This window comes from Micromonospora yangpuensis (genome assembly GCF_900091615.1).
GTDB lineage: Bacteria > Actinomycetota > Actinomycetes > Mycobacteriales > Micromonosporaceae > Micromonospora > Micromonospora yangpuensis.
This window is the reverse complement of record NZ_FMIA01000002.1, coordinates 2877816-2904622: the sequence shown is the minus strand read 5'-3', so window position 1 is coordinate 2904622 and position 26807 is coordinate 2877816. Positions and strand designations below refer to the sequence as shown.

At 71.0% G+C, this 26807-nt stretch carries 27 protein-coding genes and 1 tRNA gene; 12 read left to right on the top strand and 16 right to left on the bottom strand.

Translation table 11 applies throughout. The features are described 5' to 3' along the window. Window positions 1–20: 20 nt before the first annotated feature. The 14 genes from GA0070617_RS13265 to GA0070617_RS30550 form a co-directional block, all read right to left on the bottom strand. On the bottom strand, window positions 21–1133 hold the full coding sequence (locus GA0070617_RS13265; RefSeq protein ID WP_091437036.1) for a fatty acid desaturase family protein: 1113 nt from the start codon (window positions 1131–1133) through the stop codon (window positions 21–23). Window positions 1134–1246: 113 nt separating this feature from the next. After that, the gene (locus GA0070617_RS13260) at window positions 1247–2467 is read right to left on the bottom strand and encodes a beta-ketoacyl-[acyl-carrier-protein] synthase family protein (RefSeq protein ID WP_091437033.1); all 1221 of its coding nucleotides are present in this window, start codon (window positions 2465–2467) and stop codon (window positions 1247–1249) included. Next, the gene (locus tag GA0070617_RS13255; protein ID WP_091437031.1) at window positions 2467–2697 is read right to left on the bottom strand and encodes an acyl carrier protein; all 231 of its coding nucleotides are present in this window, start codon (window positions 2695–2697) and stop codon (window positions 2467–2469) included. The genes GA0070617_RS13260 and GA0070617_RS13255 overlap by 1 nt, the downstream gene beginning before the upstream one ends. Before the next feature lie 75 nt (window positions 2698–2772). Further along, the gene (locus GA0070617_RS13250; RefSeq protein ID WP_091437029.1) at window positions 2773–3792 is read right to left on the bottom strand and encodes a beta-ketoacyl-ACP synthase III; all 1020 of its coding nucleotides are present in this window, start codon (window positions 3790–3792) and stop codon (window positions 2773–2775) included. Beyond that, window positions 3789–4769, bottom strand: a complete 981-nt coding sequence (locus GA0070617_RS13245; protein WP_091437026.1) for a ferritin family protein — start codon at window positions 4767–4769, stop codon at window positions 3789–3791. Before GA0070617_RS13245 ends, GA0070617_RS13250 begins: the two co-directional genes overlap by 4 nt. A 61-nt stretch (window positions 4770–4830) precedes the next feature. Further along, window positions 4831–5412, bottom strand: coding sequence for a flavin reductase family protein (locus GA0070617_RS13240; protein WP_175440514.1), 582 nt, complete (start codon window positions 5410–5412; stop codon window positions 4831–4833). 62 nt (window positions 5413–5474) lie between these two features. Next, window positions 5475–5978 carry a hypothetical protein gene (locus GA0070617_RS13235; RefSeq protein WP_091437021.1) on the bottom strand — a complete coding sequence of 168 codons (504 nt, stop codon included), beginning with the start codon at window positions 5976–5978 and terminating at the stop codon, window positions 5475–5477. Between the two features lie 17 nt (window positions 5979–5995). Beyond that, window positions 5996–6487 (bottom strand): type II toxin-antitoxin system RatA family toxin, encoded by a 492-nt coding sequence (locus GA0070617_RS13230; protein WP_091437019.1) that lies wholly within the window; start codon window positions 6485–6487, stop codon window positions 5996–5998. Window position 6488: 1 nt separating this feature from the next. Further along, entirely contained in the window at window positions 6489–7781 is a 1293-nt protein-coding gene (locus GA0070617_RS13225; protein WP_091437017.1) for an aspartate aminotransferase family protein, read from the bottom strand. Window positions 7782–7811: 30 nt separating this feature from the next. Beyond that, window positions 7812–8954: an acyl-CoA dehydrogenase family protein gene (locus GA0070617_RS13220; protein ID WP_091437014.1), complete on the bottom strand. Its 1143-nt coding sequence runs from the start codon at window positions 8952–8954 to the stop codon at window positions 7812–7814. Window positions 8955–9020: 66 nt separating this feature from the next. Further along, window positions 9021–10604, bottom strand: coding sequence for an aldehyde dehydrogenase family protein (locus GA0070617_RS13215; protein WP_229688486.1), 1584 nt, complete (start codon window positions 10602–10604; stop codon window positions 9021–9023). Between the two features lie 294 nt (window positions 10605–10898). After that, a complete protein-coding gene (locus tag GA0070617_RS13210; RefSeq protein ID WP_091437009.1) occupies window positions 10899–12449 on the bottom strand; it encodes an MmgE/PrpD family protein in 1551 nt (516 codons plus the stop codon). A 15-nt stretch (window positions 12450–12464) separates the two neighbouring features. Then, a complete protein-coding gene (locus GA0070617_RS13205) occupies window positions 12465–13436 on the bottom strand; it encodes a diacylglycerol/lipid kinase family protein (RefSeq protein ID WP_091437007.1) in 972 nt (323 codons plus the stop codon). Window positions 13437–13470: 34 nt separating this feature from the next. Then, window positions 13471–13558, bottom strand: a tRNA-OTHER gene (locus tag GA0070617_RS30550). 197 nt (window positions 13559–13755) lie between these two features. On the opposite strand from GA0070617_RS30550, the gene GA0070617_RS13200 reads away from it, so the two are divergent. Together GA0070617_RS13200 and GA0070617_RS30545 are read left to right on the top strand one after the other, a co-directional pair. Continuing rightward, the gene (locus tag GA0070617_RS13200; RefSeq protein WP_229688485.1) at window positions 13756–14754 is read left to right on the top strand and encodes a bifunctional lysylphosphatidylglycerol flippase/synthetase MprF; all 999 of its coding nucleotides are present in this window, start codon (window positions 13756–13758) and stop codon (window positions 14752–14754) included. 18 nt (window positions 14755–14772) lie between these two features. After that, window positions 14773–14922, top strand: a complete 150-nt coding sequence (locus GA0070617_RS30545; protein ID WP_175440513.1) for a hypothetical protein — start codon at window positions 14773–14775, stop codon at window positions 14920–14922. 150 nt (window positions 14923–15072) lie between these two features. Here the strand turns inward: GA0070617_RS30545 and GA0070617_RS13195 are convergent, their stop codons facing one another. Then, complete coding sequence (locus GA0070617_RS13195) at window positions 15073–15870, bottom strand: AfsR/SARP family transcriptional regulator (RefSeq protein WP_091446349.1); 798 nt, start codon at window positions 15868–15870, stop codon at window positions 15073–15075. A gap of 818 nt (window positions 15871–16688) precedes the next feature. Here GA0070617_RS13195 and GA0070617_RS13190 point away from each other — a divergent pair. From GA0070617_RS13190 to GA0070617_RS13175, 4 genes are all read left to right on the top strand, one after another. Then, entirely contained in the window at window positions 16689–18158 is a 1470-nt protein-coding gene (locus GA0070617_RS13190) for an MFS transporter (protein WP_229688484.1), read from the top strand. A gap of 24 nt (window positions 18159–18182) precedes the next feature. Then, window positions 18183–18878, top strand: coding sequence for a TetR-like C-terminal domain-containing protein (locus GA0070617_RS13185; RefSeq protein ID WP_091437003.1), 696 nt, complete (start codon window positions 18183–18185; stop codon window positions 18876–18878). Window positions 18879–19051: 173 nt separating this feature from the next. Next, window positions 19052–20263: a cytochrome P450 gene (locus tag GA0070617_RS13180; RefSeq protein WP_217628797.1), complete on the top strand. Its 1212-nt coding sequence runs from the start codon at window positions 19052–19054 to the stop codon at window positions 20261–20263. Window positions 20264–20277: 14 nt separating this feature from the next. Then, window positions 20278–21108, top strand: a complete 831-nt coding sequence (locus GA0070617_RS13175) for an alpha/beta fold hydrolase (protein ID WP_091437001.1) — start codon at window positions 20278–20280, stop codon at window positions 21106–21108. A gap of 74 nt (window positions 21109–21182) precedes the next feature. Here GA0070617_RS13175 and GA0070617_RS13170 read toward each other — a convergent pair whose 3' ends face one another. Continuing rightward, window positions 21183–22202, bottom strand: a complete 1020-nt coding sequence (locus tag GA0070617_RS13170) for an aldo/keto reductase (RefSeq protein ID WP_091436999.1) — start codon at window positions 22200–22202, stop codon at window positions 21183–21185. A gap of 127 nt (window positions 22203–22329) precedes the next feature. Between GA0070617_RS13170 and GA0070617_RS13165 the strand changes: the two genes are divergently transcribed. The 6 genes from GA0070617_RS13165 to GA0070617_RS13140 all read left to right on the top strand — a co-directional run bounded on the left by GA0070617_RS13165 (window position 22330) and on the right by GA0070617_RS13140 (window position 26803). Next, a complete protein-coding gene (locus GA0070617_RS13165; protein ID WP_091436997.1) occupies window positions 22330–22917 on the top strand; it encodes a TetR/AcrR family transcriptional regulator in 588 nt (195 codons plus the stop codon). Further along, window positions 22914–23177, top strand: coding sequence for a hypothetical protein (locus GA0070617_RS13160; RefSeq protein ID WP_229688483.1), 264 nt, complete (start codon window positions 22914–22916; stop codon window positions 23175–23177). The genes GA0070617_RS13165 and GA0070617_RS13160 overlap by 4 nt, the downstream gene beginning before the upstream one ends. A gap of 121 nt (window positions 23178–23298) precedes the next feature. Further along, entirely contained in the window at window positions 23299–24165 is an 867-nt protein-coding gene (locus GA0070617_RS13155; RefSeq protein ID WP_091436995.1) for an ABC transporter permease, read from the top strand. 10 nt (window positions 24166–24175) lie between these two features. After that, window positions 24176–25198: a taurine ABC transporter substrate-binding protein gene (locus GA0070617_RS13150; protein ID WP_091436992.1), complete on the top strand. Its 1023-nt coding sequence runs from the start codon at window positions 24176–24178 to the stop codon at window positions 25196–25198. Continuing rightward, window positions 25185–25955, top strand: a complete 771-nt coding sequence (locus GA0070617_RS13145; protein ID WP_091436989.1) for an ABC transporter ATP-binding protein — start codon at window positions 25185–25187, stop codon at window positions 25953–25955. Before GA0070617_RS13150 ends, GA0070617_RS13145 begins: the two co-directional genes overlap by 14 nt. Continuing rightward, window positions 25952–26803, top strand: a complete 852-nt coding sequence (locus GA0070617_RS13140; RefSeq protein ID WP_091436987.1) for a TauD/TfdA dioxygenase family protein — start codon at window positions 25952–25954, stop codon at window positions 26801–26803. Before GA0070617_RS13145 ends, GA0070617_RS13140 begins: the two co-directional genes overlap by 4 nt. Window positions 26804–26807: the final 4 nt, after the last annotated feature.

Here is a 26807-nt window from a genome sequence, read left to right as displayed (position 1 = left end):
CGGCCGCGTCGCGGTCACGGTCAGGAGGCGGTGGGTCCGGTGGTCACCGGCACGCCGCGCCGGGCGGGCTCGCTCACCTCGTGCAGGAAGGTCGCGACCTCCCGGTACGACTCGACCAGTCCGACCTCCCGGTACGGGATGCCCTGGCGGGCGCAGTACTCCTGGACCAGCGGGCGGCACCGGCCCAGGTTCATCCGGGGCATGGTGGGGAAGAGATGGTGTTCCACCTGGTAGTTCAGCCCTCCGTAGAGCCAGTCGACGAGGCCGGAGGGTCGGATGTTGCGCGAGGTCAGCACCTGACGCTCCAGCCAGTCCAGCGACTCCTCACCGGAGCGGACCTCCATGCCCTTGTGGTTGGGGGCGAAGATGAGTCCGAAGTAGACACCGAGCACGGCGTGCTGCACCGCGAGGAACGCGATCGCCTTGAGCGGCGAGAGCACCAGGAAGACGGCGGTCAGGTAGATCGCCATGTTGGCCACGATGATCAACCCCTCCAGGACCGGCTGGCGCAGGTTGCTACGGAAGAGCGCGACCAGGGAGGTCCGCCGCATCTTGTAGCCCTCCAGCACCAGCAGCACGAAGAAGAGCGTCCGTTGGTGGCGGACCACGAACCGGCCCCATCGGTTGCGACTCGGGTACTGGCCCATGTCGAAGATCGCCGTCCGGCGACCGATGTCGGGGTCGAGGTCGAGGTTGTTCGGGAAGCTGTGGTGCCGGTTGTGGTGGTTGACCCACCAGCCGAAGCTGACGCCGTTGAGCAGGTTGGCATGCACCATGCCCATGACCGTGGCCCACCGCCCACGGAACATGGCCTTGTGCCCGGCGTCGTGCCACATGAAGGCGCTCTGCGCCGAGCTGATCCCCATCCAGGCGGCGACGGCCAACTGCCACCACGAGTCGCCGATCAGGAAGAACGCGACCAGCCCGGCGAGGAAGAGCGCGGCGTTGAAGGCCAGCCGGCCGTAGTAACGCGCCGGGGAGAGCTCCAGCAGCCCGGCCGCACGCACCTGCCGGGCGAGGGCGGCGAAGTGGTTGCCCACCTCCTTGGCGGAAGCCCTGGCCGGGTCCACGCCGACCAGTCCGCTGCGTGGCGCCGTCGTGGCGGTCCCGGTCGACGCCTCTTTGGCCTGCATTGATCGGCCTCCTTCGCGGAAACGTGTCTGCACGGAAAAGACTGCGCCCTGGTGCTGATCCCTCCCTGACCACCCGCTGACGGGTCGGGCCGCGCCGGTGGGTGCCGACGACGTCACGCCCGGCCCACCAGCACCGCGGCGTTCTGCCCACCGAAGCCCAGCGAGGTACTCACGGCCAGGTCGACCCGCCGGGGGGTGGGCTTCTGCGCCACCTCCACCTCGATCCGGGGGTCGGGGTCGTCCAGGTTGGCGGTCGGGGGAACCATGCCCTGCTCGACGGTGAGCACCGCCAGGGCGGTCTCGACCGCACCGGCCGCGCCGAAGAGGTGACCGGTGACGGCCTTGGTCGAGGTGACCAGGGTGTGCCGGCCGATCACCCGGTGCACCACCTGGGACTCGACGAGGTCGTTGAGCGGGGTTCCGGTGCCGTGTGCGTTGACGTGGTCCACCTCGGCCCCGGTCACGCCGGCCTGCACGAGCGCCGCCCGGATGGCCGCCTCCGCGCCCCGGCCCTGCGGGTCGGGGGCGGTGACGTGGTGGGCGTCCGCGCTGCTGCCGGCCCCGGCGATCCGGGCCCGGACCCGCACCCGGCGCGCCACGGCGTCGGGCCGGCGCTCCAGGACCAGCACGCCGGCTCCCTCACCGGCCACGAAGCCGTCCCGGGCCACGTCGAACGGGCGGGCCGCGGCCGCCGGGTCCTCGCGCCGCCGCGACAACGCCCCCATCTGCGCGAATCCGGCCATCACCAGCGGAGTGATCATGGCTTCGGTGCCACCGGTGAGGACGATGTCGCACCGGTCCAGCAGGAGCAGGTCCCGGGCCAGACCGATCGCGGTGGCACCGGAGGCACAGGCGGTCGCCACGACGAGGTTCGGCCCGGTCGCGCCCAGCTCGATGGCAAGCTGGCCGGCGACCATGTTCGGCAGTTGCATCGGCAGCAGCAGCGACGACACCTGACCGGGGCCCTCGGCCAGCAGCACCCGGTGCTGCTGTTCCACCGTGGCCGGCCCGCCGTCGGCGCAGCCCAGCACGATCCCCACCCGGGCGCCGTCCCACCGGCTCGGGTCGAGCCCGGCGTCGGCGACCGCCTCGTGCGCGGCCACGACCGCGAACTGCACGAAGCGGTCCATCCGCCGGGCCCGGCGCGGCGGCAGCAGGGGCGCGGCGGGCGAGTCCGGCACCCGGCAGGAGAAGTCCACCGGGCCCCCGGCCAGTGCCGCGTCGGGGGCGGCGGTCGGCGTCCCGGCGCAGACCCGGTCCCAGGTGGCGTCGACCCCGATCCCGGCCGGGGTCACCAGACCGAGGCCGGTGACCACGATCTCCGCCGACCGCATCAGACCCGCACCCGTCGCGCCTCGATGAGTGCGACGACGGCGGCGACGTCGGCCGCCTCGATCAGCTCGTCGTCGGAGACGGAGACGCCCAGCTCCTTCTCCACCACGAGGCTGAGTTCCACCATGTCCAGGGAGTCCAGTTCGAGATCCTTGAGGGTCACCCCCGGGACGACCTCGGCCGGATCGAGCTGGAACTTGCTGACCATGATCGCCTTCAGCTGCTCGTACATGGTTGACACCTCCGGTTGCCGCGCCGGTCACCCGGCGAGGGATGCTGACTGGTGTGCGCGGACCCGGCCGTCGCCTCAGACGGCGGGCAGCACGGGCCAGGTGAGGGTGGTGGCGCCCCAGGTCGCTCCGCCGCCGAAGGCCGCGAGCAGGACCCGGTCGCCGGGGGCGAGGGAGCCCTCCGCGGCGGCATCGACCATCAGCAGCGGGATGGACGCCGCCGCCGTGTTGCCGACCCGCTCGATGTTGGACGCCTGCCGGTCCGGGCCGATCCCCAGCCGCTCGGCCACCGCGGCGCAGATCCGGGCGTTGGCCTGGTGCGGCATGAGCCGGTCGACGTCGGCCGCCCGCCAGCCGGCCCGATCCAGGGCGGTCTGGGCCGCGGCCGTGGTCCGTTCCACCGCGTGCCGGTAGACGTCCCGGCCGCGCATCTGGAAGTAGTGGTCCTCCGGCGGTGCCGGTCGCCCGGTGGAGCGCTGCGCCGACCCACCGGCCGGGACGGTGATCAGGTCGGCGAGGTCGCCGTCGCTGCCGAGCACACACGGACCGACGGCACCGGGCTCGTCCGGCGCGCCGGCGCGGACCACCACGGCGCCCGCCCCGTCGGCGAAGATCACTGCGGTGTGCCGGTCCCGCGGGTTGACGATCGTGGAGAACGCCTCCGCCCCGATGACCAGTACCCGGTCGGCGATCCCGGCGGCGATCTGACCGACCGCCGTGGCCAGCCCGTAGACGAAACCGGTGCAGACCGCCGACACGTCGTGCGCCGCCACCGCACCCAGGCCCAGTCGCGCCGCGACCTGCGGTGCCGTGGCCGGGCACGGCCGGTCCGGGGTGGTGGTCGCCACGATGACCGAGTCGACGTCGCCACCCCCGGCGGACTTCAGCGCCGCCGCGCCCGCCTCGACGGCAAGCGTCGCGGTGCCGGTGCCCGGGTCGACCACGTGCCGGCGGGCGATCCCGGTCCGGCTGCGGATCCACTCGTCGGAGGTGTCCAGGTGGGCGGCCAGGTCGTCGTTGGTGACCACCCGGGGCGGCAACCAACCGCCCAGCCCGGTGATCACCGCGGCCCGGTCGGTTCGCGGCCGGCCGGTCATCCGGCCAGCCCCAGGACGGGGAGCGCCTCGGGCACCCCCATGTAGCGCAGGCGGACCACCGCCATCTCGTCGGTCCACTTCTCGGCGGTGGCGTACCGCTCGGCTCCGGTGGTGTCCAGCAGCCGGCGTCCCGGCCAGACCTCGTAGTCGCCGACCAGGTCCGCGTGCTGGGCCAGGCCCTCCTGGAACAGCTCCTCCCGCCGCATGATGTACGCCTCCTCGGGAAGCTGCTCCCACAACTGTCGGCCGAGACGCAGGATCTCCAGCAGCCGGGGCCGGTACTCCGGGTGCCGGGCCAGGTGGTCCTTGAGGATCGAGCTGCCCACGCTGAGGTGACGGATCTCGTCGATCGACGCTCCCCGGGCGATCTCGCTCGCCGCCGGGTCGAGGACCTGCCACTTGCGTTCGCTGAGCTCGGCGGCGGGAGCCAGGACGCCCTCGATGACGATGGTGAAGATGGCGACCCCGCCGATGAAGTCGCCCTCGTCCCGGACGGTCCGGACGGCGAACTCCTCCACCGGTTCGAGGATCTCCCGGGTGTAGTCGTGCGACATCTCGGCGATGGTCTTGGTCAGTTCGTCCTGCGGCACCCCCAGCTCCACCAGGTGGTTGCGGAAGACCATCGAGTGCCGGGCCTCGTCGACGAGTTGGGTGGTGTAGAACTCCAGCTCGGGGATGTCGGGGGCCTGGGCGACGTAGTGCGCCAGGATGCGGGTCGCCTTCTCCTCGGCGACGGAGCGGTAACCCAGCTCCATCATCAGGGCGTCGCGCAGCGGCCCGGGTCGGCGCATGTGCTCCGGCGTGACGGCCTGCGGCGCGTGGCCGGTCTCGGCCCGGCCACGCAGGGTGCCCTGCGCCACCGCGGCGAACCAGTAACCGAGGTGGCACTGCTGCGCGGTCAGGTTGAGGTTCATCGCGCCGTCGAGCAGGGTAGGCGCCTGGTCCCAGTCCGCCTCGCGCGGAACGGTGCCGGTCATCGACGTTCTCCTTCTGGCTGTCGGGTTGCGCGACCTGTCGGGGGGGGGTACTGGCGGTCGATCAGTCGGGCGGGGCGGAGCGGCCCGCCGGTGCGGGTCCCCGTGGGGTGGGGCTGGTGGTCAACACCCGGTGCAGTCCGCCCTGGAAGCTGAGCAGCGGACGGCCCTCCCGGGCGCTGCCCTGGAGCACCTCGGCGAGGAGGAGTTCGTGGTCACCGGCGTCGACGCCGGTGACCAGCCGGCAGCTCATCCAGGCCATCGCCCCGCCGATCAGCGGGGCACCGCTGGTCCGGTCACCCTCCCAGTCGATCTGGTCGAACTGGGCACGGCCCCGGGGCCGGCGGGGGTCGGCGAACCACCGGGCGGCGTCGGCCTGGGTCGCGTCCAACACGCTCACCGCGAAGAGGCGGCGGGACTTGACCAGCCCGAGGAAGGCCGAGCGGTGGTTGAGACAGATACCCACCAGCAGCGGGTCCCGGCTGACCGCGGTCAACGAGCTGACCGTGACGCCGTGCATCTCGCCGCCGACGGTCAGGGTGAGCACCGCGACCCCCGAGGCGATCAGCCGGACCGCCGCCCGGTGGGCGGCGGCGGGGTCGGTGGCGGGATCGACGACCCGCAGGTCGGCCGGGGGGACCGCCACCGGTCCGTCCGGACGCGGTTCCCCGGATCTGGCCGGGGCGCCCGTGATGGCCTGGGGGATGCTCATCGGGCGGCTCCGGACGGGACCGCGACCACCTCCGGCGGGGTCGACTGCCGAGTCCGGCCCGTCCAGCCGATCGCGCTGAGCAGCTGCTGGTACATCGGGTGGGCGACCGGTTCGAACGGCAGCGCGAAGGGCTTGAGGAAGTTGCCGAACAGGGCGCGGTCACCGAAGAGGTGGAAGGGGATCATCAGCAGTGCCCACTCCGGGCCGATCAGCCACATCCAGAGGCCGACCACGACCGCCTGGGTCACCAGGCTGTGCATGATGTTGTAGAGGACGTAGTAGACCTTGGAGATCTGTTTCGTCTTGCTGCGGTGGAAGGCGATCGCCCCGGGGATGTAGCCGATCAGGTCGATGTAGAGGAAGAGTGCCACCGCCGGCCACCACCGGATGTCGCTCCAGTGCATGACGATCAGGACGGTGCTGACCGCGAATCCGACGAGGTACTCGGCCCGGTGCAGACGGAAGGTCGTCGGTGTCTCGAAGGGGTTCTTCTGGTCCATGGCAGGTCCTCGCAGGCTCAGGCGGACGGGGCGGACACGGGTGTGGGGCTGTTCAGGGTGACGCCGTCGGCGAGCGTGACGTCCGTGAAGAGGCCGACCACCACCCAGGCCACCGTCTCCCTGATCACCCGCTCGGCGATCGGGTCGAGAATCCCCTCCAGGCTGGGGATGCCGAAGTCGAAGTCGGCGACGAAATGCAGGTGGCACCCGTCGGCTTCGGCGCTCAACTGCCAGCGCCCGGTGAAGCTGTCGAAGTCGCCGTCGGTCTGTTCGAACTCGATCCGAAGGTCGTCGCGCAGGAAACGCTCCTGCTCCTGCCAGCGCAGCAGACCACTGCGGAAGTGCAGCTCCCAGCTCGACAGGCCGGTCGGCTCGGGCAGGGTGCGGTGCACGGTGGCCGACTGCACGTGGGGTGCGAGGTCGGCGTACCGGTCGAACCGGATGATGTTGTCGAAGACCACCTCGGGGGTGCTGGCTCCGATGGTGGCCCGCAGTTCCACACGGCGCATGTCAGTACCTGCCTTCCGGCATCCGGGCGCGTTTGTCCACCAGGTCACGGGTGGCGGCGTCGATCGATTCGAGCAGGAAGTTGACGTCGGAGTCGGTCAGGATCGCCGGGGGCGTGAACCGGACGACCGAGCTGCCGTTCATCGAGTGGTTGCCGACCACCCCGTGGTTGAAGAGTTCGATCAGCAGCTCACCGGCGAGGCCACCCTCGATCAGTTCGACGCCGATCAGCAGCCCCTCGCCGCGTACCTCCACCACCAGGTCCGGGATGTTCCTCAGCACGATGCGCTCGATCTCGGGCAGCAGTCGGGTCCCGAGGTCCATCGCCCGGGTGACCAGCCGCTCCTCCGTGATGGCCTGCACCGCTCCCTGCACCGCGGCCATCAGCACCGGCGCGCCGGAGAAGGTGCCGGTGTGCAGGTAGGGATCCTTGTCGAAGGGCGCGAAGACGCGGCGGCCGGCCAGCGCCGCGGAGACCGGGAGCACCCCGCCGCCGAGCGCCTTGCCGATCAACAGCACGTCCGGCACCACTCCGGCCAGGTCCGCACCCCACCAGTGACCGAGCCGCCCCATCCCGGTCTGCACCTCGTCGAGGACGAAGAAGGCGTCGTAGCGCTGGCACAACACGGCGACCTGGCGCAGGTAGTCCGGCGGCGGAATGATCACGCCACCCTCGCCCTGCACCGGCTCGACGATGAAGCAGCACTGTCCGGGGTGGGCCGCGAGGACCTGCTCCAGGGCGTCGGCGTCGCCGTACGGGATCCGGGTCACGTCGGGCAGCAGCGGCTCGAACGGACTCCGGTAGACCTCCTTGCCGCTGGCGGAGAGCGCCCCGAAGGTCTTGCCGTGGTAACCCTGGTGGGTGGAGACGATCCGGCGTTTGCCGTGGGCGCGGGCCAACTTCAGGCCGGTCTCCACCGCCTCGGCCCCGGAGAGCGCGAAGTGCACCCGGTCCAACCCGGCCGGTGCCACCGACGTGATCGCCTCGGCCGCCCGGGCCACCGTCGGTTCCAACAGGATGCGGGTGGCGATGGGATGCCGGTGCAACTGTTCGGCGACGGCTGCCAGCACCGTCGGATGCCGGGCGCCCATGATGAACACCCCGTACCCGCCGCAGTTGAGGAACCGTTCCCCGTCGCTGGTGTGCAGCCAGGCCCCGCTGGACTCCACCTCCATGTGGCTGCCGAACAGTTCGGCCAGGGTGGCGCGGCCCTTGCTCAGGTGCTTGCGGTAGAGCGCCAGCGTCTCGGCTTCGTCGTGGCCGAACCCGGTGGGCGCCATGTCAATCATGGTCATCTCTGCTCACCTCCTCGTCGTCGGGTGATGTCAGGCCAGCACCAGCGGCTGGCCGGTGTAGTAGTCGAGCAGCGGTTGCGCCGCGCTGGTGCGCGACGGCGGGTGGAAGGCCAACGGCCGGGACGCGGCGGCCAGGTAGGCCACGTCGTGGGAGGTGATGAAGGCCAGTCCGCCGAGGAGTTCGACCGCCAGGTCGACCGCCCGGCCGATGGCCTGCTGCGCGGCGTAGCGGGCGTTGAGAACCATCGCCACGGCCTCGTCGCCGTCGACGCCGTCGGCCACCGCCCGGGCGACCCCCTCGACCCCGGCGATCGCCGACTCCAGGTCGATGGCGGCCGCGGCCCGGTCGGTCACGCTGCCGCGCCGGCCGTCCACGACCCGGGCGACCAGGGCACTCGCCGCTCCCAGGTACACCGAGGTGATCATCATCTCGAACCAGACGAACCCCGCGGTCTGCAGGTCGTCCAGGCGCTGTGGATCCTCCGGCACGGTCCGGATGACCAGTTCCTCCGGGACGTGCACGTCGGTCAGCCGGATCTCGTCGCTCTCGGCTGCCGGCAGCACGAAGGTGGACCAGAACGGGGTCACCTCGATGCCGGGTGAGTCGGCCGGGATGAGCAGCACCGCGAGGTTGGACCCGCCGTCGGCGTCCGGCACGGCGATGCTCGCGGTCAGCAGGTCCATCGAGCCGGAGAGGCTGCACGGCTTCTTGGTGCCGCTGACCAGGTAGCCGCCGTCCGGCGCCGGACGGGCCGTGACGGCGGGGGTGAGGATGTTGGCGTTGGGCCGGCCCTCCGCCCAGCCGGAGGCCATCAGCAGCCCCTCGGGGGCGACCCGGCCCAGCAGCGCCACCTGCTGCGGGGTCAGGCGACCGGTCGACTCGGCGAGGGTGAACAGCATCGCCGCGGTGAAGTGGTGCATGGTGACCGCCGCCCCGAGCGACGGGGCGTACGAGGAGACGGCCCGGATGACCCGGACCGCGTCGAGCGGCCCGGCCCCGGCCCCGCCGTGTGCGGTGGGTACGAGCAGCCCGGCCCCGTCGTGCTCCCGGTAGGTCCGGATGGAGTTGCTCTTGGTCGATTCGTGGACGGCCAGCGGGGTCGTGGCCAGGGCCGCGCACAGGCCCGGGTGGTACCGCTCGCAGGTGGTGCGCGCGACGTCGAGTGACCGCATGGGAAGCTACCTTTCGAGTGTCGCCGTCCGCGGCGGAGGGGGTGGACCGGGTGGGACGCGGTGCCGTTACTCGCCGAAGACCGCGGTACGCGGGCGGATGCCGGAACAGACGCTGATGCCCTGCAGGTGCGAGGTCTTGAGGATCGGGTAGTTCGCCTCGCCGAAGGTGCCCCCGGTCAACCCGGTCCCGCCGTGGCTGGGCAGGTACGGCAGGAATCCGATGTGGGAGTCGTTGACCTTGAACAGCCCCCCGTTGTGCACCCGGTCGACGAAACGGTCGATGACCGACGTCGAGGTGGTCCACAGGGAGTTGCGCAGGCCGTAGATGTTGGTGTTGAGGAAGTCGACGAACTGGTCCAGCAGCAGCTCGTCCGGGCCGTTCTCGGGCACCACGAACGGGATCAGCGGGAAGAACGTCTCGTGCTTGACGATGTCCAGTCGGCGGGCCCCGGCCAGGCCCTCGACCCGCACCACGGTGGGTTCGAGGAAGACGCCGGTGTCCGAGCGGGTGCCGTCCAGTTCCATCCGTCCGCCGCCGCAGACCAGCTCCGCGCCGGCGTCGAGTGCCTGGTGCAGCAGCCGGAAGAACTTCTCGCTGCGCCGTACCGGGGAGAGCAGTACGTCCTCGTCCTCGGGGTAGCCGGGCCGCACCCGGGTCACCTGCTGCCGGACCCGGGCCAGCAGGTCCTCGGCGATGTCGGGGTGGGCCAGGACGTAGTTCGGGACCATGCAGATCTGCCCGGAGCCGTAGAAGCACTCGGTGATCGCCTCGGCGGCCATGTCCAGGTCGGCGTCGCGCCAGACCACCAGGCCGTCGTTGCCGGCCAGTTCCAGGATCGGCTTCTTGCCCCGGGCCACGCACTCCTGCTCGAACCGCAGCCCCTCGTCGCTGCCGCCGAAGTAGAGGATGTCGTCGACGTCCGGGTGGGCCAGCCACCTGTCGATGGTCTGCTGTGGTTTGCCGCAGACCACGTTGAGCGTGCCGGGGGGCGCGCCGAGTTCCCGCAGCAGCGGGGCGATCAGTTCCCGTACGACGTACATCGTGCTCAGCGCGATGCTGCGCGGGGCGCGGACGACCACCGCGTTGCCGGCCATCAGCACCAGCACGGCGAGGGCGGCGCTGGGGGCCGGGGCGTTCTGCGGCGGGTTGATGCAGACCACCCCGTCGGGGCTGCGCCGTACGACGAGCCGGCGTGGACCGTGCTGGAACTCCGCGTGCATCTGCTGCTGGTACCAGCTGCAGCTCTCCTCGCTGTAGACCTGCTCCAGGCAGGAGAGCTCCCACTCGGCCAACATGCGCGGGTGCGCCTCGGCCATCAGCAGGTCGAGGAAGGTCTGCCGGTGTTCCCGGAGCCGGGCCCGGAACATCTCGCCGAGGCGCATCCGGTCGGTCAACGGCACCGCCGCCCAGAGCGGTCCCGCGGCGGCCGCCGCGTCCACCGCCGCGTCGATGTCGGCGCCGGAAGCGACCGCGCACCGGCCCACCACGTACGGATGCAGCGCGGCCGTGGAATCGGGATTCTGTTCGAGGGTCCGTTTGACACTGACACTCGTGAACACGTCCTCCAGCAGTGACCGGGCGCTGACCGTGTACACCCAACCGACGCCGCCGACATCACGGTCGGCGATGTACGAGTCGTAGCTGCGCACCGGACCCGCAATGGAAACCTCGGCCGCGTGTGCAGTTTCCGTCGCTGCACGCGAGACGTTCACTTCACTGGCAATAGCCACGCGACAAGCTCCTCGCGCCATGTGTCGGGGTCATTCACCGCACCCCACGCCAATGTGACGCGCCCAGCGTGTCAGTGTCGCCTGACAGCCGACTGACCAAGTTCTGACCCGACCGGAAGAGAATGTGACGGCACCCGGGCCGAGGATGGTCACCACCGGCGGTCCGTAAACGGTCCGGAACTGGTCGCGGGAATCAACGTGGTCGCCGCGTAATCAGCGCAGCGCCGCGTCGATCAGGTGCGGCAGTCGGTCCGCCGCGACGCCGGCCAACCCGCCGAGGGCATCGGCGACCGGGCCACTGCCGCCCTGGGCGAGGAACTTTCCCCGGACCAGCTCCCGGTGCTGCCGGCGGGTCTGCGGGCCGGCCGCGCCGAGGGGCACGCTGCGGGTCTCGCTCAACGACCTACCGTCGGCCAGCCCGACGGTGACCCGGGCCGGGGTCGCCTTGCCGGATTCCTCGAACCGTTGCCCCTCCGGCGGCACCCCGTCGTGCGCGGTCGAGCGACCGCCACCGGCGGGGCGGTCCGGTTCGGCGAGGGCGGCCAGTTCCGGGCCGACGAACTCGCGCAGCCAGGCCACCCCCCGCTCCCCCGCCCGGCGCACCGCACCGCCGAAGGGCGCCACGGAGCAGAACAGCTCCCGGCTCATCGCCGGGTCGTGCAGCTGACGGATCCGGGCGGCCAGCGCCCACCGGGCCGGGTCCCGCACCGCCGGTGTGTCGAAGTCGGCGACGGTGAGGTCACCGGTGAGCAGGGCGGTGGCCACCGGGTACGTGGTGTCGAGCAGCAACGCGCTGAGCGGGGTGTCCGGGCCGGCCAGGTACGGTGCGGCCTGCTGACCGGCGTAGAGCGTGTATGCCGACGCCGCCACCTCGACCGAGTCGATGGGTGTGCCACCGATGCGTCGGTGCAGTTCGATGGCGCAGTCCACCGCCGCGTCCACCCCGGGTCCCCCGGGCCGCAGCTTGAACGAGAGGGTGTCGGTGTGCCAACGCCTGCCCAGTTCGTCGGTGACCACCTCGGGCAGGGGCACGGTCGCGAACCGGCCCAGGAAGCCCCGGGGATGTTCCAGGATGTCCGGGACGCCGGTCAGCCCCGCGGCGGCCGCGTCGCAGGCGTCCATCGCCGTCCGGATCGACGGCAGCACGTGCAGCAGTTTGGCGTCGCCACCGAGGAAGGCGTGCATCATCGGCCACGGTGGGGCGGCGAAGGCGAGGCTGAGCGCGGCCACCCACCGGTCGCCGGGGGCGCCTTCGCTGCTCAGCCGCCCGGCCACCGCACCGGCCAGGTGCGTGTGCAGGGCACTCTGCCCGCGTAGCGGCCCGAGGGTGGCGGCCGCGGTGATCCGGGCCGCGCACTCGTTCGCGGCGACCACCGCGGTCAGCAGCGCCCGCCCGTCCAGCCCGCCCGACCGGGCGTACGCCAGCGGCACCGCGACCGTGGAGGGGGCGAGATGCCCGGCGTAGGCGGTGTCGTCGAGGTTCAGCCAGGAGCCGAGCACACCGAGGACCGCCGCGGCGCGGCGCGGGTCCGGCTGGCGAGGTGGCCCGAAGGCCGCCACCAGCGCCGAACCGGCCGAGTGGCGCAGCCCGGCGCGGATCGCCGCGAGTTGGGCGAGCACCTGGCTGGTGGCCAGTTCGACGATCCGGGGTGGGATCTGCTCGAAGCGCAGCCCGGCGGCCCAGCGGGCCAGCGTGGTGATCAGCGGTGGGTCCGGCGGCTCGCCGTGGGGCGGGTCGGCGGCGGGTTCCCGCGACACGGCCATCGGGTGACCCGGCCGTCAGCCGGCGCGCCGGCTGGCCCGGCACAGCACCGGCAGCACCCGGGGCAGCACCTGGAGGGTGACGGTGGAGCGGCTGCGGGGCAGGAGTTCACCGTCGTGTTCGAACCACAGCGGTTCGCCGTCCAGCCGGCTGACGGTGATGCGCCGGCCGCGGGCGTAGACGACCCCGGGCTGGTCCAGGTGGGCCGCCCGGCGGGTCAGTTCCGGGACGTCCGGCGGGGCGGTCTCGGCTCCGATGACGCAGACGTCGAGCAGCCCGTCGTCGAGGACGGAGTGCGGCAGCACCTGGTACTGCCCGCCCCGGTGGCGGCCCCCGCCCACGTTGGCCAGCACGGTCGGTCCCTCGTGCACGCGTACGCCGTCGACCTCGACCCGGCCCGGGTAGGGGTGGTGGTCGCGGGCGGCCCGGGCAAGGGCGACCTGATACCGCGCCCGCCCCGTCGTCGGCACGTCGCGGGCGTAGGTCAACGCCTCGGCGATCAGTCCGGAACATGCCCCCAGCAGGACGAGCTCGTCGGTCTCGACCAGTCTGGCCAGGTCGAACATGCGCAGCGCGACGTCGCCGCCGGGGGTCAGGGCTGCCGGTACCGCCTCGGTCCAGGGCAGGTCGCCCCACTGGGCCAGGTGGTTGGAGTTTCCGGTGCCGGCCGGGACGACCAGCAGCGCGGGGCCGCCCTCGGCGGCGCGGTCGGCCTCGCCGGCGGCCGCGGCCAGGCCCGCGACGACCTCGCGTACGGTGCCGTCACCGCCGACGGCCATGATCAGGCCGGGACGACCGGTGGTGCGGGTGGCGGCGGTACGGGCAACGGTCTCGGCGTCGCCCCGGCCGGTGGTCCAGTGCACCTGGACGTCGGGCAGGAAGCGTGTGGCCAGCGCGGTCAACTCCGTGACCAGATCGGCGCGCATCGTGCCGGCGGTGGGATTGGCGATGACCAGTCCCGGTAGTCCACGAATGGTCTCCAGTGACATCGGCGACTCTTTCGTCAGGTGACACGGCGACCAGCGGAGAGGGCAGGATTCGAACGCTGCGTGGGCGTGAGCCCGACCGAGGCTGACCTCGGCCCCCAATAGGCCACTTCGGGTACCTCTCCCGTGCCGATCGCTTCGGGTTCCGGTTGGTTCCTTCCGCTTTCGACAAACATGATTCTGCACACCCGCGCTGACAGGCCGCTGACAGGCAACTGACAGGCCGAAAGGTTCGTGTTTCACCTCGTCAAACTCCCCTAGAATGGCTCTCAAGGGAGAGCTGCCACATCGACACAAGGCAAAGCGGAAAGGGGATTTTCAGGTGACTGCGACACTAACCGCGACACATCCGGCGCTCGCCGCCGTACGCGCGTTCACCAGCGCCGACAATCCGAGTTCGTTCCTCGCCGTCAGCGAGGGCAACTCCTATCTCCAACTACCCGACCGGCCCGGTCTCGTGGTCTACCGGCGGACCGGACGGTTCCTGGTGCAGTTCGGCGGCCCGTTCGCGCCGGCCGGTTCGTACCGGGACCTGCTGGCGGGTCTGGTCCGGATGGCCGACGAGCAGGAACTGGAGCTGGTCGCCGTCCAGCTCCAGCGGGCCGACGCCGAGGTGTACGCCGAGTCCGGCTTCACCGTCAACCAGATCGGCGCCTCGTACGCCTGCGACCTGGCCGCGTTCTCCCTGCGCGGCACCCGGTTCATGCAGTTGCGCAACAAGGTGTCCCGGTCGTTGCGGGCCGGGTTGACGGTGGTCGAGGCGACCGACGACTCGCTCTTCCCGGCGTTGCGTGAGATCGACCAGGTGTGGCTGCGCAGCAAGGGCGAGCACGCCCGGCAGTTGGAGTTCCTGGTCGGTCAGTACGGTGACGCGATGCAGCCGCACCGGCGCATGTTCGTCGGGCTCATCGACGGGCAGCCGGTGGGCTACATCTCCTACTCCCCCGTCTACGGCGGGCGGCCGGGCTGGATGCACGACCTGAGCCGGCGACAGCCCAGCCGCATCCCGGGCATCATGGAGGCGATCAACGTGCACGCCATCGAGACCTTCCGGTCCGAGGGCGTGCCGTGGCTGCACTTCGGTTTCACCCCGTTCACCGGCCTGCGCCCCGAGTACGAGTTGCCCGGCTTCGATCCGGGGTTCCGTCAGTTCATGGAGCTGTTGTGGCTGCACGGCGAGGCCGTGTACCCGGCACAGACGCAGCTCGCCTACAAGCAGAAGTGGGCGCCGGACCTGGTGCTGCCCGAGTACGTGGCCTTCCGGGGTGGCGCGAGCATCGCCGGTTTCGCCCACATCTTCCGCGCCTCGAACGCGTTCTGACCAGAAGGAGGGTCTGTCATGTCGGAGGACCGGGAAGCACAGGTCGGGGTGGCCCTGCACCGGATCGTCGAACTCTTCGGTGCGATCTGCGCCGCGCCGGACGACCTCGACCTGGCCAGGGAGGCGGACAGCGCCCTGGCCGAACTCAACCGGCTGCTCACCGCCTGACCGCACGGCCCTGCCTCCCCGCCGGCCGGAGCCGGTCGGGGAGGCAGGGCCGTGCGGATGACCGGCCAACGCGGTCGGCACCGGCCGGGGAGCACGGAGCGACGTACGCCGTCCCACCCCGGCGCGCGGGTGGGACCGGTGCCGGCACGGTCAGCCGACGGGCTGCCGGAGCAGTAGGTGGTCCTCCCGGATCCGCAGCTCCCGATCATGGGCGAGGATGGCGCGTTCGTGGTTGCGCAACATCGGTGACGGGTCGATACCGAGTTCCTCGGCCATCCGGTTGCGCATCCACTGGTAGACGTTGAGCGCCTCACTCTGCCGGCCACACCGGTAGAGGGCCACCATCAGCTGCTCACAGAGCCGCTCGTTCGGTGCCTCGACCCGGACCAGGGCGGTCAGCTCGGGCACGATGTCGGTGTGGCAGCCCAGCTTCAGCTCGACGTCGAAGAGGAGTTCGAGCGCGGCGATGCGGGACTCCTCCAGGCGTACCGCGGCTGCCTCGGCGGTCATACCGGCGGCGGTACCACCGAAGGCCGGCCCCTGCCAGAGGGCCAACGCCTCCCGGAGCCGGTACGCCACCTCGGTGGGGCGGACGCCCACGGCGGCGCGGGCGGCGGCGAGCGCGTCGGTGAAGACCTTCGCGTCGACACCCGCTCCGTCGAGCAGCAGCCGGTAACCACTGGCCTGCGCCACGAGGCGCGACGTGGGACGATCCGGCTCGATCGACTGCAGCTTTCGACGGAGCCGACTCACGTGCGCCTGCAGGGCGTTCTCCACCGAGTCCGGCGGGTTGTCCCCCCAGAGTTCGGTGATGAGGGTGCCGGTCGACAGGATCTGCCCCTCCGCGGCGAGGAGGGCCATCAGCAACGCGCCCTGCATCCCGCCGCGGAAGTGCACCAAGCGGTCGCCCGAGCCTGCGGCGACTCTCCCCAAGATCCAGAAATTCATGACCACTCCCGACAGCTCAGACATCGTGCCAGCTCAACGGTTCGGATCGGGACACGCATCGAGGAGGTGCGAAGTATTTACGTGGGCGTGGGACCGATGCCGGAACGCACCCGACACCGGTGCCACGCAGGTATGCGACTCGTTGCCTCACCACGCAGGTAGGCGCAGGCTTTAGCAGGCGAAATCGCCACGATGCGCAACTGAGGACGATGGGGACAGTAACAAGTGGAAGTTCCAAGCGTCAATGCCAGCCGCCTTGCCTTGGACGCTAGTTCACCCAATCACTACCAGAACGAGCAGGCCCGGATCGCGTTTTAACTACGCTTAGCAATAACTGCCACGACGATCCGGCGACAACATCTCGGGTGATCGAAAAAGGTCACGTAGTCCGGCTTGGGCACGGCATAGCCGACGGTCCATGCCGTTTTGACGGGTCAGTGGCGACGGCCCCCGGGGGGCGACGACACCCCCGGACGAGCCGGCCCGCGACCGACCTTCCGCCACCCTCAGTAGCAGAAGGGGAGCCCTCCGTTCGCGCCGGGGCCCGCCGGCGACTCCGTCCACCCACCGACCCGACCCCGAGCCGCGCGCCGGACGCACCGTCTTACCTGCGACGTAATCGACAGGACCCCGGGTGGCACTTGACCATGGTGAGGAGCCAGCCGTCCGTGCCACGGAACGGGCTCGGCACGGGCTGCCGACCTCGGCAGTTCCGCCAACGGCCCGCCGACGGGCTCGGGCGACCAACCCGACGTGCGTCGCCGGACGCCATCATCGAGGGCGGTCGAGACCGCCCTGAGCCGACCGGGAGGGACTCGTTGTCCGAGACCATCACGCCGCCGACAGCGGTCGAGCGGGACGTCTCCGCGCCCTCCGCCCAACCGGGTGGTAAACCCCGGTGGATCGTCATGCCGGTGATTCTCGCGGCCACCTTCATGGTGGCGCTCGACTTCTTCATCGTGAACGTCGCCATTCCCTCGACCCAACGGGAACTGGGGGCGAGTCCGGCGGCGATTCAGTTCATCATCGCCGGATACTGGCTGTCCCTGGCCACCGGCCTGATCATCTGCGGCAGACTCGGGGACCTGTACGGCCGCAAGCGGATCTTCCTGGTGGGTCTGGCCTGCTTCACCGCCGCGTCGGCGGCCTGCGGCCTCGCCCCCTCGGCCGAGTTCCTGGTCGGCGCCCGGATCGTCCAGGGCCTGTCGGCCTCGCTGATGATGCCGCAGGGGCTGGCCATCCTCGGTGTGGTGTACACCGGGGCCGCCCGGGCCCGCGCGTTCACCGCCTACGCGGTGACGTTGGGGCTCGCCTCGGTCAGCGGCCAGCTCGTCGGCGGTCTGCTGATCGAGGCCGACATCCTGGGTCTGAGCTGGCGGAACTGCTACCTGGTGAACGTCCCGATCGGGTTGCTGACCATCGCGCTCGCACTGCGCTACGTGCCGGAGTCCCGGGCCACGACCCGTACCCGGCTGGACTTCGTCGGCACGGTGCTGATCGCCGCCGGGCTCGTCGCGCTGGTGCTGCCGCTGGTCGAGGGACGTGAGCGGGGTTGGCCGCTGTGGACCTGGATCACGCTGGCGGCGGCGGTACCCCTGTTGATCACCTTCGCCCGACACCAGAGCCGGCTCGGCGCACGCGACGGAGGGCCGCTGATCGACATGCGGCTGTTCCGGGAGCGCGCCTTCAGTGTCGGGCTGGTCGTCACGGTGCTGTTCAACATGCTGATGGGGTCGTTCTTCCTCTTCCTGGCCATCTACCTGCAGGCCGGGCGGGGCATGAGCGCGCTGGAGTCCGGCCTGATCTTCACCCCGATCGGCGTGGGGTACTTCGTCGCCTCGCTGCTGGCCGAGCCGATCGCCGCCCGGATCGGTCGCCACGTGCTCACCATCGGCGCGGTGGTGATGCTGGTCGGGCTGGGCCTGACCTACCTCATGGTGGACCGGATCGGCGTCGTCGACGGCGCGGGCGTGCTCATCCCGGCTTTCGCCCTGGCCGGCGCCGGTATGGGGCTGGTGCTGGCACCGCTCACCAACACGGTGCTGACCAACATCAACCCCGAGTACGCCGGTGCGGCGGCCGGTGTCCTGGCAACGTCGCAGCAGGTGGGCGGCGCGGTGGGGGTGGCGATCGTGGGTGTCGTCTTCTACAACGCCCTCGGTTCGCGGACCGACCCGGGCGCGTACCCGCCGGCGTTCCTGGAGGGCCTGGTCTGGCTGGTCGCGTTCACGGTGGCGATCGGTCTCCTGATCCAGTTGCTGCCCCGACGTCGTCCTGTGCACGTCTGACCCGAGAAAGGCGAAACCAACCGCATGAACGGCATCCAATCCCAGTCGGTACCGGACCTGATCAGACAGCAGGCGTACGCCAGGCTCGCCCTGGTCGGCCCCGAAGTGCTGCGACCGCAGGACCTCGCCGCGGCGGCGGGGGTACCGGCCGAAGAGGTCACCAGCCTGCACCCGGACGAGTCCACGCTCTTCACCGCCCTGGTGATCGAGGCGTACCAGGAGATGGGCGCGCACGCCGAGGGCGGTGCGGAGCAGGCCCGGGCCGAGCAGCGTGGGCTGCTGGAACAGTGGGTGTCCACCTGCCGGCAGGTCCGGATCTGGGCCCAGGCCAACCCCGAGAAGTACGCGCTCATCTGGGGTCCGCCCCGGCCCGGCTACAGCGCACCGCCGGAGACCATGCTGGTCGGGGCCCGCACCGCGGTGATCCTGATCAACCTGCTCCGCCGGGCCCAGGAGGCCGGCCGGCTCACCGAGCGGCGGGACGACGACCCGCAACTCTCGGTAGGCATGCTGCGCAACGTGGAGAACCTGGGCAACGGCCTGCTTGCCGGGTTGCCACAACCGGTCATCGCTCGAATGCTGGTGGCGTGGACCCAGTTCCTCGGGATGGTGAGTTTCGCCGTGTACGGCCACGTCCAGGGATTCGCGGAGGAACCGGACGAGTTCTTCGACTACGCGGCTACTTCAATGGGAAGATTCGTCGGTTTACCGGCCGATTGAGATGATATCCGGGCCCGGGGTCGGAATAGCATCCGACCCCGGGCGATGCCGCCTGCTCGCATTTTCGCCCAACCGGGCGATAATTGCGTTGTGCAACTGTCAGGGATGCGTCAGTACGATATGCGAGATTTGGCTCTGCCACCGTCGTCAGATTGAGACGCAGAGGAGAGCCCGTGACTCTGGCATCCGAACCAGACGTACTGGACTGGCCGTTCCCGCGACCGCAGGACGGCACCGTACCGCCGATCCTCGCGAAGCTCCGCGAAGCACCGCCGTGCGCGGTGATGCTGCCGGCGGGTGCCGCCGAGGGACGACGTGGCTGGCTCGTCACCCGGCACCCCGACGTCCAGCAGGCCCTGATGGACCCCCGGCTGAGCGCCGACGAACTCCTGCCGGGTGCCCCGGTCCGCATCCAGATCCCGCCGGGCGAGCGTCCCTCGTCCTTCCTGCGCATGGACGGGGCGGAGCACGCCAAGCTCCGTGGCCTCATCACCTCCCAGTTCACCGCGCGGCGGGCGCGCGCGCTCCGCCCGGCGATCGAGGAACTCACCACCACGCTCCTGGCCGACCTGGCCACCCGCGACCGCCCCGCCGACCTGCACGACGCCTTCTCCCGGAAGCTGCCCACGCTGGTCATCGCCCGGCTGCTCGGGGTACCGGACGCCGACTCGGCCTTCTTCGTGGAGAAGACCCGGGTGACCATCTCCCAGGACGACCTCGCCGCGGCGTTCGCCGCCTACCAGGAGATGACCGCCTACCTCGGCGAACTCGCCGACCGCCGACTGCGGGAGCCGCAGGACGACCTGATCAGTCAACTCGCGGTGGAGAACCTGGCCACCGGCGAGATCACCCGGGACGAGCTGGTCGGGATCGCCCGACTGGTCCTGGTGGCCGGGCACGAGACCACCACCAACCAGATCGCACTCAACATCCTCAGCCTGCTCTGTGACGACCGGCTCCGGGACACCGTGCTCGCCGACGACGGCCGACTGATCCCGCAGTTCCTCGAGGAGTCGATGCGGTTCTGGTCGATCTCCCAGGACGCGATCGTCCGGCTGGTGCTGGAGGATCTGGAGTTGGGCGGGCGGCAGATGCACGCCGGGGACGCCGTGGTGATCTCCATCCCGGCGGGCAACCACGACCCGGCGGTCTTCCCCGCCCCCGACCGGATCGACGTGCACCGCGACACCGGCGAGCACCTCCAGTGGGGCAAGGGTCCGCACTACTGTCTGGGGGCTCCCCTGGCCCGCCAGGAGATGACCACCGCGTTGACGTTCCTCTTCCGGCAGTTCCCCACGCTCCGGCTGGCCACCGACGACCCGGGAGACCTGTTCCGCCGGGGCACCGTCTTCCACGGCGTCGTGTCCCTACCCGTGACGTGGTGACGGGAGGAGCCGAGATGCCCTACGTGTCCGCCAGCGACGGCACCGCCCTTTTCTACGCCGACACCGACGGGGAACACCCTGTCGTCTTCCTCTCCAGCGCCAGCATGGGAATCCGGTGGTGGGACGCCCACGTACCGGGGCTCGTGGCCCGGGGCCGGCGCTGCGTGCGCTACGACCGGCGCGGCCACGGCCGCTCGGACTGGCCGTGGCGGGGTTACGACTACGACACCCTCGCCGACGACCTGCACCAGCTCATCGAGCATCTCGACCTGCGCGACGTCACCCTCGTGGGGTACGCGATGGGTGGCGGTGAGGCGGTCCGCTACCTGACCCGGCACGGTGCCCAGCGGGTACGCCGACTGATGCTGGTCGCCTCGACGACACCGGTACTGCTGCAGTCGCCCGGCAACCCGGACGGCGTGCCCCCGGAAGTGGTCGAGGGCCTGCTGGCCGCGTTGCAGGCGGACCGGCCGCGCCTGCTGGCCGAGACGGCCGCGCCCTTCCTCGTCGGCGCGCCGGGGACGGCGACGGATCTTCCCCTCTCCCCCGAGATGGTCCAGTGGATCTGTCAGCTCTCCCTGGAGTGTTCCCTGCACGCCAACGTCGAGGTGTACCGCACCCTGTACACCACCGATCTGAGCGAGGACGTGCGGGCGGTGACGGTACCGACCCTGGTCGTCCACGGCGACCGTGACCTGGCCGCGCCGTTGGCACTCTGCGGCGAGCGGACCGCCCGGGACATCCCGGACAGCAAGCTCCTGGTGTACCCGGGGGCCGCGCACGGCCTGGCCGTCACCCACTCCGCCCGGCTCACCGCCGACCTGCTCGCCTTCACCACCGACTGACCGCCCCCGCAGCTGCCGGTCGTCCCGCCCCCCGGTCCCGGGGGCGGGGCGACCGGCAGCTGCGGGGGCGGTGTTCAGCGTCGGCGCAGTGCCGGGTCGAGCAGGGCCGGCGGCGTGTCGTTCTTCTCCTCCGGGGCGAGGTCGACGCCGGGGCTGACGATGGCGTCGATGGCGTCGAGGACGTCGGCGGGAAGCACGGTGTCGGCGGCCGCGAGCTGGCTACGCAGGTGGTCCGTCGTCCGGGGACCGATGATCGCGCTGGTCACGGCGGGATGCGCGGTGACGAACCCGAGCGCGAGTTGGATCAGCGTCAGTCCGGCCTCGTCGGCGACCTTGGCCAACTGCTCGACGGCGTCGAGTCGGGCCCGGTTGGCCTCGACGGTGAGGTCGAAGCGCTGCGGCAGGACGTCGGCGCGGTGGGTGGTGATCTCCCGGCCGGCGCGGACCGCGCCCGACAGCCAGCCCGAGGCGAGCGGGCTCCAGGCGAGCACGCCGAGCCCGTACTGCTCGGTTACGGGCAGGACGTGGGTCTCGATGCCGCGTTGCAGGATGGAGTAGCTGGGCTGTTCGGTGACGTACCGGCTCAGCCGGTGTTCCCGGGCGGCCCATTCGGCCTGCACGATCCGGTACGCGGGAAAGGTCGAGCAGCCGAAGTAGCGGATCTTGCCGGCCCGCTGGAGGTCGGTCAGCGCGGACAGCGTCTCCTCGTCGCTGGTCGTCGGGTCCCACCGGTGGATCTGGTAGAGGTCGACGTGGTCGACGCCGAGGCGGCGCAGGCTGTTGTCCAGCGCGGTGTACAGCCAGCGGCGTGAGCTGCCCCGGTGGTTGCGCGTGTCGTCCATCGGCAGGGTCGCCTTGGTGGCCAGCACGATGTCGTCGCGGCGACCGGCGATGGCCCGGCCGACCAGCTCCTCCGACTCGCCCTGGCTGTACCGGTCGGCGGTGTCGATCAGGTTGACTCCGGCGTCGAGGGCGGCGTCGACGATCGCGGTGGCCTCGTCCTGGCTGGTCCGGCCGAGGGCGCCGAAGTTCATCGCGCCGAGCACGAGGGTGCTGACCTGCACGCCGGTGCGGCCGAGGGTGCGGTACTGCATGGTGTTCCTCCACAGGGTGACGGCGGCGGCCGGGGTCTGGCATCATGAACCAAACGGAACTCGGTTCCGCTAAGAACTATACGGAACTCGGTTCCGTTTGCCAAGGGTGATCGGAGATGACGGCGCGATGATCGACCGTGACGGTGATTCGGCGTCGCCGACCCCACGCAAGCGGGCCGACGCCCGCCGCAACGAGGCGACGCTGCTGGAGGCCGCCGCTGCGGCCTTCCGTACCGTCGGAGTCGACGCGCCCGTCCGCGACATCGCCGCGCGGGCCGGCGTCGGCGTCGGCACGATCTACCGCCACTTCCCGACCCGGGCCGACCTCATCGTCGCCGTCTACCGACACCAGGTCGAGGCGTGCGCCGAGGCCGCGCCGACCCTGCTCGCCACCAGCGGTACGCCCTACGCCGCCCTGGCCACCTGGATCAACCTGTTCGTCGACTTCCTGGTCACCAAGCACGGCCTGGCCGAGGCACTGCAATCCGATGCGGCCGCCTTCGAGACCCTGCACGGGTACTTCCTCGACCGCCTCGTCCCCGCCTGCGCCCACCTGCTCGACGCCGCCGCCGCGGCGGGCGAGATCCACCCCGACCCGGACGCCCAGGAGCTGCTCTTCGCCGTCGGCAACCTCTGCGCCGGCGCGGGCCGCATGCCCCACTACGACGCCCGCCGCATGGTCGGCCTCCTCATCGCCGGACTACGACTTCGGTGAAGACCGAGACCGCCGGCCGGGCAGACCGATGCGCCGACCAGCGCCGGGCCATGGCGGCCGGCGAGAAGGTCAGCGACGACATCATCGACGCCCTCGTCCTCCCGCTGGTCGACAGGACGGTCCCGGAGTGGCGGGCCGCCCTGGACGCTCTCTTGGCGCTGCCCGAGATCGGCGGCCCGGTCGGATACTCGGGGGGAGTGATCTCCGTCGGCATCCGACTCGCGGTGGTCGCGCCACGCATCGTGGCCGCCAGTCAGTAGGCCAGGCCGAACCGCACACCGTCCACCGAGGACGGCTCTGATCCAGGTCGATGCGCGAGCCGTTGTCCCGTACTTCGATCTCCCCTTGCCATAATACCTACTTGCACTATAGGAAAAGTGGGTGACATCGACAGTCCCCGCACCGCCCGCCGCGGCGAACTCGATCGGGGTGCCGACCGCTGCCCGGCGGACTCCGGCACCCCGGGGCGGACGCCGTCGCCGACTCCTGCTCCGACTACTCGCCCTCGTCGTGCTCTACGGGCTCTGGGAGGTCGCCGCCCGGGTCGCCGGCAATCCGACCTTCATTCCGCCGCCCGGAGCGGTGTGGCACCAGCTGGTCCAGACGTCGACCACCCACGACGGAATCCGCGGCTACAGCGGCCACCTGCTCATCGAGCACCTCGGTGTCAGCCTGCGGCGCATCCTGATCGGATCGGTGATCGGCGTCGCCGGCGGGGTGCTCCTCGGTGTCGTGATGGGAACCGTCAGTGGGATCCGGGTGGTGGTCGAACCGGTCGTCACCTTCGTCCGGGCCCTACCGCCACTTGCCTACTTCAGCCTCTTCATCATCTGGTTCGGCATCGACGAGACACCGAAGCTCTGGCTGCTCTCCATCGCGGCGTTGCCGCCGGTGGCGGTCGCGACGGCGGCCGCCGTCCACTCCGCACCGACCGGCCTGGTGGAGGCCGCGCGGGCGCTCGGCGCAGGCCGTGCTCGGGTGATCCGCGACGTGGTGCTACCCCACGCGCTACCGGAGATCTTCACCGGCGTCCGGATCGCCGTCGGGGTGGCGTACTCCTCGGTGGTCGCCGCGGAGACGATCAACGGTGTGCCCGGCATCGGGGGCATGGTCCGCGACGCCCAGCGGTACTCCCAGACCGACGTCGTCATCCTCGGTCTCTTCGCCATCGGCCTGTCCGGCCTCATCATCGATGCCCTGCTGCGGAGCGCCGAGAAGCGGCTCATCCCGTGGCGGGGCCAGATCTAGGAGACGACAGATGCGCAAGCTGGTCGGCCTGCTGGCGGCCGTGTCCCTGCTACTGACCGCCTGCGGAGACGGCGCCGCCAGCGGCGGCGACCCGGCCCGCAAGACCATCAGGATCGCCTACCAGGCATTCCCGAGCGGTGACCTCATCGTGAAGAACCGGGCACTGCTGGAGGACGCTCTTCCCGACTACCGGATCACCTGGACCAGGTTCGACTCCGGCGCGAGCATCAACACCGCCTTCGTCGCCGGCAGCGTCGACATCGCGGCGATCGGGTCGAGTCCGGTCGCGCGCGGTCTATCCGCGCCACTGAACATTCCGTACCAGGTCGCCTTCGTTCTCGACGTCGCCGGCGACAACGAGGCACTGGTGGCCCGCACCGGCTCGGGCGTCACCGACGTGGCCGGCCTGCGCGGCAAGAAGGTCGCGACGCCCTTCGCCTCCACCGCCCACTACAGCCTGCTGGCCGCGCTGGACCGGGCCGGCGTCAAGGAATCGGAGGTCACCCTCGTCGACCTGGAACCCCAGGACATCCTGGCGGCCTGGACCCGGGGCGACCTGGACGCGGCCTACTCCTGGCTGCCGTCGCTGGACGAACTCCGCAAGACCGGTACCGTGCTGGTCACCAGTCGTGAGCTGGCCACCGCCGGCAAGCCCACGCTGGACCTCGGCGTCGTCGCCACGGAGTTCGTCCGGGCCCACCCGGCGGCGGTGGACGCCTGGCGCAAGGCCCAGTCCCAGGCGCTGGACCTGATCCACGACGACCCCGCCGCGGCGGCGAAGTCGGTGGGCGCCGAGCTCAACCTGAGTCCGGAGGAGGCGCAGCGGCAGCTCTCGCAGGGGGTCTTCCTCAGGCCCGCGGAGCTGGCCGGCCCCGCGTGGCTGGGCACCTCAGCGGCCAAGGGCAAGCTCGCCGACAACCTGGTCAGCGCGGCGCAGTTCCTCAAGGACCAGCAGAAGATCGACGCCGTGCCGGACCTGGCGGCCGTGCAGGCCGCGATCTACACCGACGGGCTACCCGATGCCCTCGGCTGAGTCCGCCGGCACCCCGGCGGTCGCCGTCGCCGACGTCGCGCACCGGTACGGCGACGTCGTCGCCCTCGGCCCCCTCGACCTGACGGTGCCGCCTGGCGAGTTCCTCGTCCTGGTCGGCGCGTCCGGGTGCGGCAAGAGCACGTTGCTGCGGCTGATCGCCGGCTTCGAACGACCCACCACCGGTACGGTCCTGACCGGCGGCGTGCCACCGATCCCAGGACGCGGCGCCGGCCTGGTCTTCCAGCAACCCCGGCTCTTTCCGTGGAAGACCGTCGGCGGCAACATCGAGCTGGCCCTACGCTACGCCGGGCGGCCCACCGACGGTGCCGACGCGTTGCTGCACCGGGTCGGGCTGCAGGACGTGGCCAAGCGCCGCACCTGGCAGATCTCCGGCGGCCAGCAGCAGCGCGTCGCCATCGCCCGGGCCCTCGCCGCCGACCGTCCACTGCTGCTGCTCGACGAGCCGTTCGCCGCGCTCGACGCGCTCACCCGCGAGCGCCTCCAGGAGGACCTGCGCTCGGTCAGCACCGCGACCGGTCGTACCTCGATCTTCGTCACGCACAGCGTGGACGAGGCGGTCTTTCTCGGCAGCCGGGTGGTGGTGCTCAGCCCCCGCCCCGGCCGGATCGTCCTGGACCTGCCCATCCCGCTGCCCCGCACCGGCATCACCCCGGACGACCTACGGGGACTGCCCGAGTACGCCGCCCTGCGAGCCGAGATCGGACACGCTGTCCGAAGTGAGGGAGCATCCGCATGACCACGGTAGACACCCACCTCGACCTCGAACCACTCGGACCGCACTTCGGCGCCCTGGTCCTCGGCCTGGACCTGGCCGGCGCCAGCGACGAGGAGATCGTCGCGTTGCGCGCCGCCCTGGTCGACCGCAAGGTGCTCTTCCTGCGCGGTCAGCGCCTCGACGACGACGGTCAGGTGCGCCTGGGTCGCCGGATCGGGGAACTGACCGCGTCGCACCCGGTCGTCGGTGGTGTCGACGACGCGCACCCCGAGATCTACGCCCTGGACAGCACCGACAACGGTTTCGCCGACGTGTGGCACACCGACGTCACCTTCATGAGGCGACCGCCGCTCGGGTCGATCCTGCGCCCCGTCATCCTTCCGCCGACCGGCGGCGACACCAACTGGGCCGACGCGCAACTGGCGTACGAGTCGCTCAGCGAACCGGTACGGCGGCTTGTCGACCAGCTCACCGCCGTACACGACGGCACCCGCGAGTTCGGTTACTACCTGGCCCAACGCGGCGGCAACGTGTGGGAGGGCCAGCGGGTGTCACGGCTGGACCCGGTCGAGCACCCGGTCGTCCGGGTCCATCCCGAGACCGGCCGTCGAGGGATCTTCGTGAACCCGGGGTTCACCTCGCACATCGTCGGCGTGTCCGACGCCGAGAGCCGGGCCCTCCTGGACCTGCTCTACGCCCACCTCACCAAGCCGGAGCACATCGTGCGACACCGCTGGCGTCTGGGAGATGTGGCACTGTGGGACAACCGCAGCACCGCCCACTACGCCAACCGCGACTACGGATCCGCTCGGCGGGTCATGCACCGCATCACCCTGCGCGGCGACATTCCCCGCGGGCCACAGCGGTAACCGG

Coding starts and splice junctions, on each gene's coding strand:
- GA0070617_RS13265 (WP_091437036.1), bottom strand. CDS start 1,133: ATGCAGGCCAAAGAGGCGTCGACCGGGACCGCCACGACGGCGCCACGC.
- GA0070617_RS13260 (WP_091437033.1), bottom strand. CDS start 2,467: ATGCGGTCGGCGGAGATCGTGGTCACCGGCCTCGGTCTGGTGACCCCG.
- GA0070617_RS13255 (WP_091437031.1), bottom strand. CDS start 2,697: ATGTACGAGCAGCTGAAGGCGATCATGGTCAGCAAGTTCCAGCTCGAT.
- GA0070617_RS13250 (WP_091437029.1), bottom strand. CDS start 3,792: ATGACCGGCCGGCCGCGAACCGACCGGGCCGCGGTGATCACCGGGCTG.
- GA0070617_RS13245 (WP_091437026.1), bottom strand. CDS start 4,769: ATGACCGGCACCGTTCCGCGCGAGGCGGACTGGGACCAGGCGCCTACC.
- GA0070617_RS13235 (WP_091437021.1), bottom strand. CDS start 5,978: ATGGACCAGAAGAACCCCTTCGAGACACCGACGACCTTCCGTCTGCAC.
- GA0070617_RS13230 (WP_091437019.1), bottom strand. CDS start 6,487: ATGCGCCGTGTGGAACTGCGGGCCACCATCGGAGCCAGCACCCCCGAG.
- GA0070617_RS13225 (WP_091437017.1), bottom strand. CDS start 7,781: ATGACCATGATTGACATGGCGCCCACCGGGTTCGGCCACGACGAAGCC.
- GA0070617_RS13220 (WP_091437014.1), bottom strand. CDS start 8,954: ATGCGGTCACTCGACGTCGCGCGCACCACCTGCGAGCGGTACCACCCG.
- GA0070617_RS13210 (WP_091437009.1), bottom strand. CDS start 12,449: ATGGCCGTGTCGCGGGAACCCGCCGCCGACCCGCCCCACGGCGAGCCG.
- GA0070617_RS13205 (WP_091437007.1), bottom strand. CDS start 13,436: ATGTCACTGGAGACCATTCGTGGACTACCGGGACTGGTCATCGCCAAT.
- GA0070617_RS30545 (WP_175440513.1), top strand. CDS start 14,773: ATGTCGGAGGACCGGGAAGCACAGGTCGGGGTGGCCCTGCACCGGATC.
- GA0070617_RS13195 (WP_091446349.1), bottom strand. CDS start 15,870: ATGAATTTCTGGATCTTGGGGAGAGTCGCCGCAGGCTCGGGCGACCGC.
- GA0070617_RS13185 (WP_091437003.1), top strand. CDS start 18,183: ATGAACGGCATCCAATCCCAGTCGGTACCGGACCTGATCAGACAGCAG.
- GA0070617_RS13175 (WP_091437001.1), top strand. CDS start 20,278: ATGCCCTACGTGTCCGCCAGCGACGGCACCGCCCTTTTCTACGCCGAC.
- GA0070617_RS13170 (WP_091436999.1), bottom strand. CDS start 22,202: ATGCAGTACCGCACCCTCGGCCGCACCGGCGTGCAGGTCAGCACCCTC.
- GA0070617_RS13165 (WP_091436997.1), top strand. CDS start 22,330: ATGATCGACCGTGACGGTGATTCGGCGTCGCCGACCCCACGCAAGCGG.
- GA0070617_RS13150 (WP_091436992.1), top strand. CDS start 24,176: ATGCGCAAGCTGGTCGGCCTGCTGGCGGCCGTGTCCCTGCTACTGACC.
- GA0070617_RS13145 (WP_091436989.1), top strand. CDS start 25,185: ATGCCCTCGGCTGAGTCCGCCGGCACCCCGGCGGTCGCCGTCGCCGAC.
- GA0070617_RS13140 (WP_091436987.1), top strand. CDS start 25,952: ATGACCACGGTAGACACCCACCTCGACCTCGAACCACTCGGACCGCAC.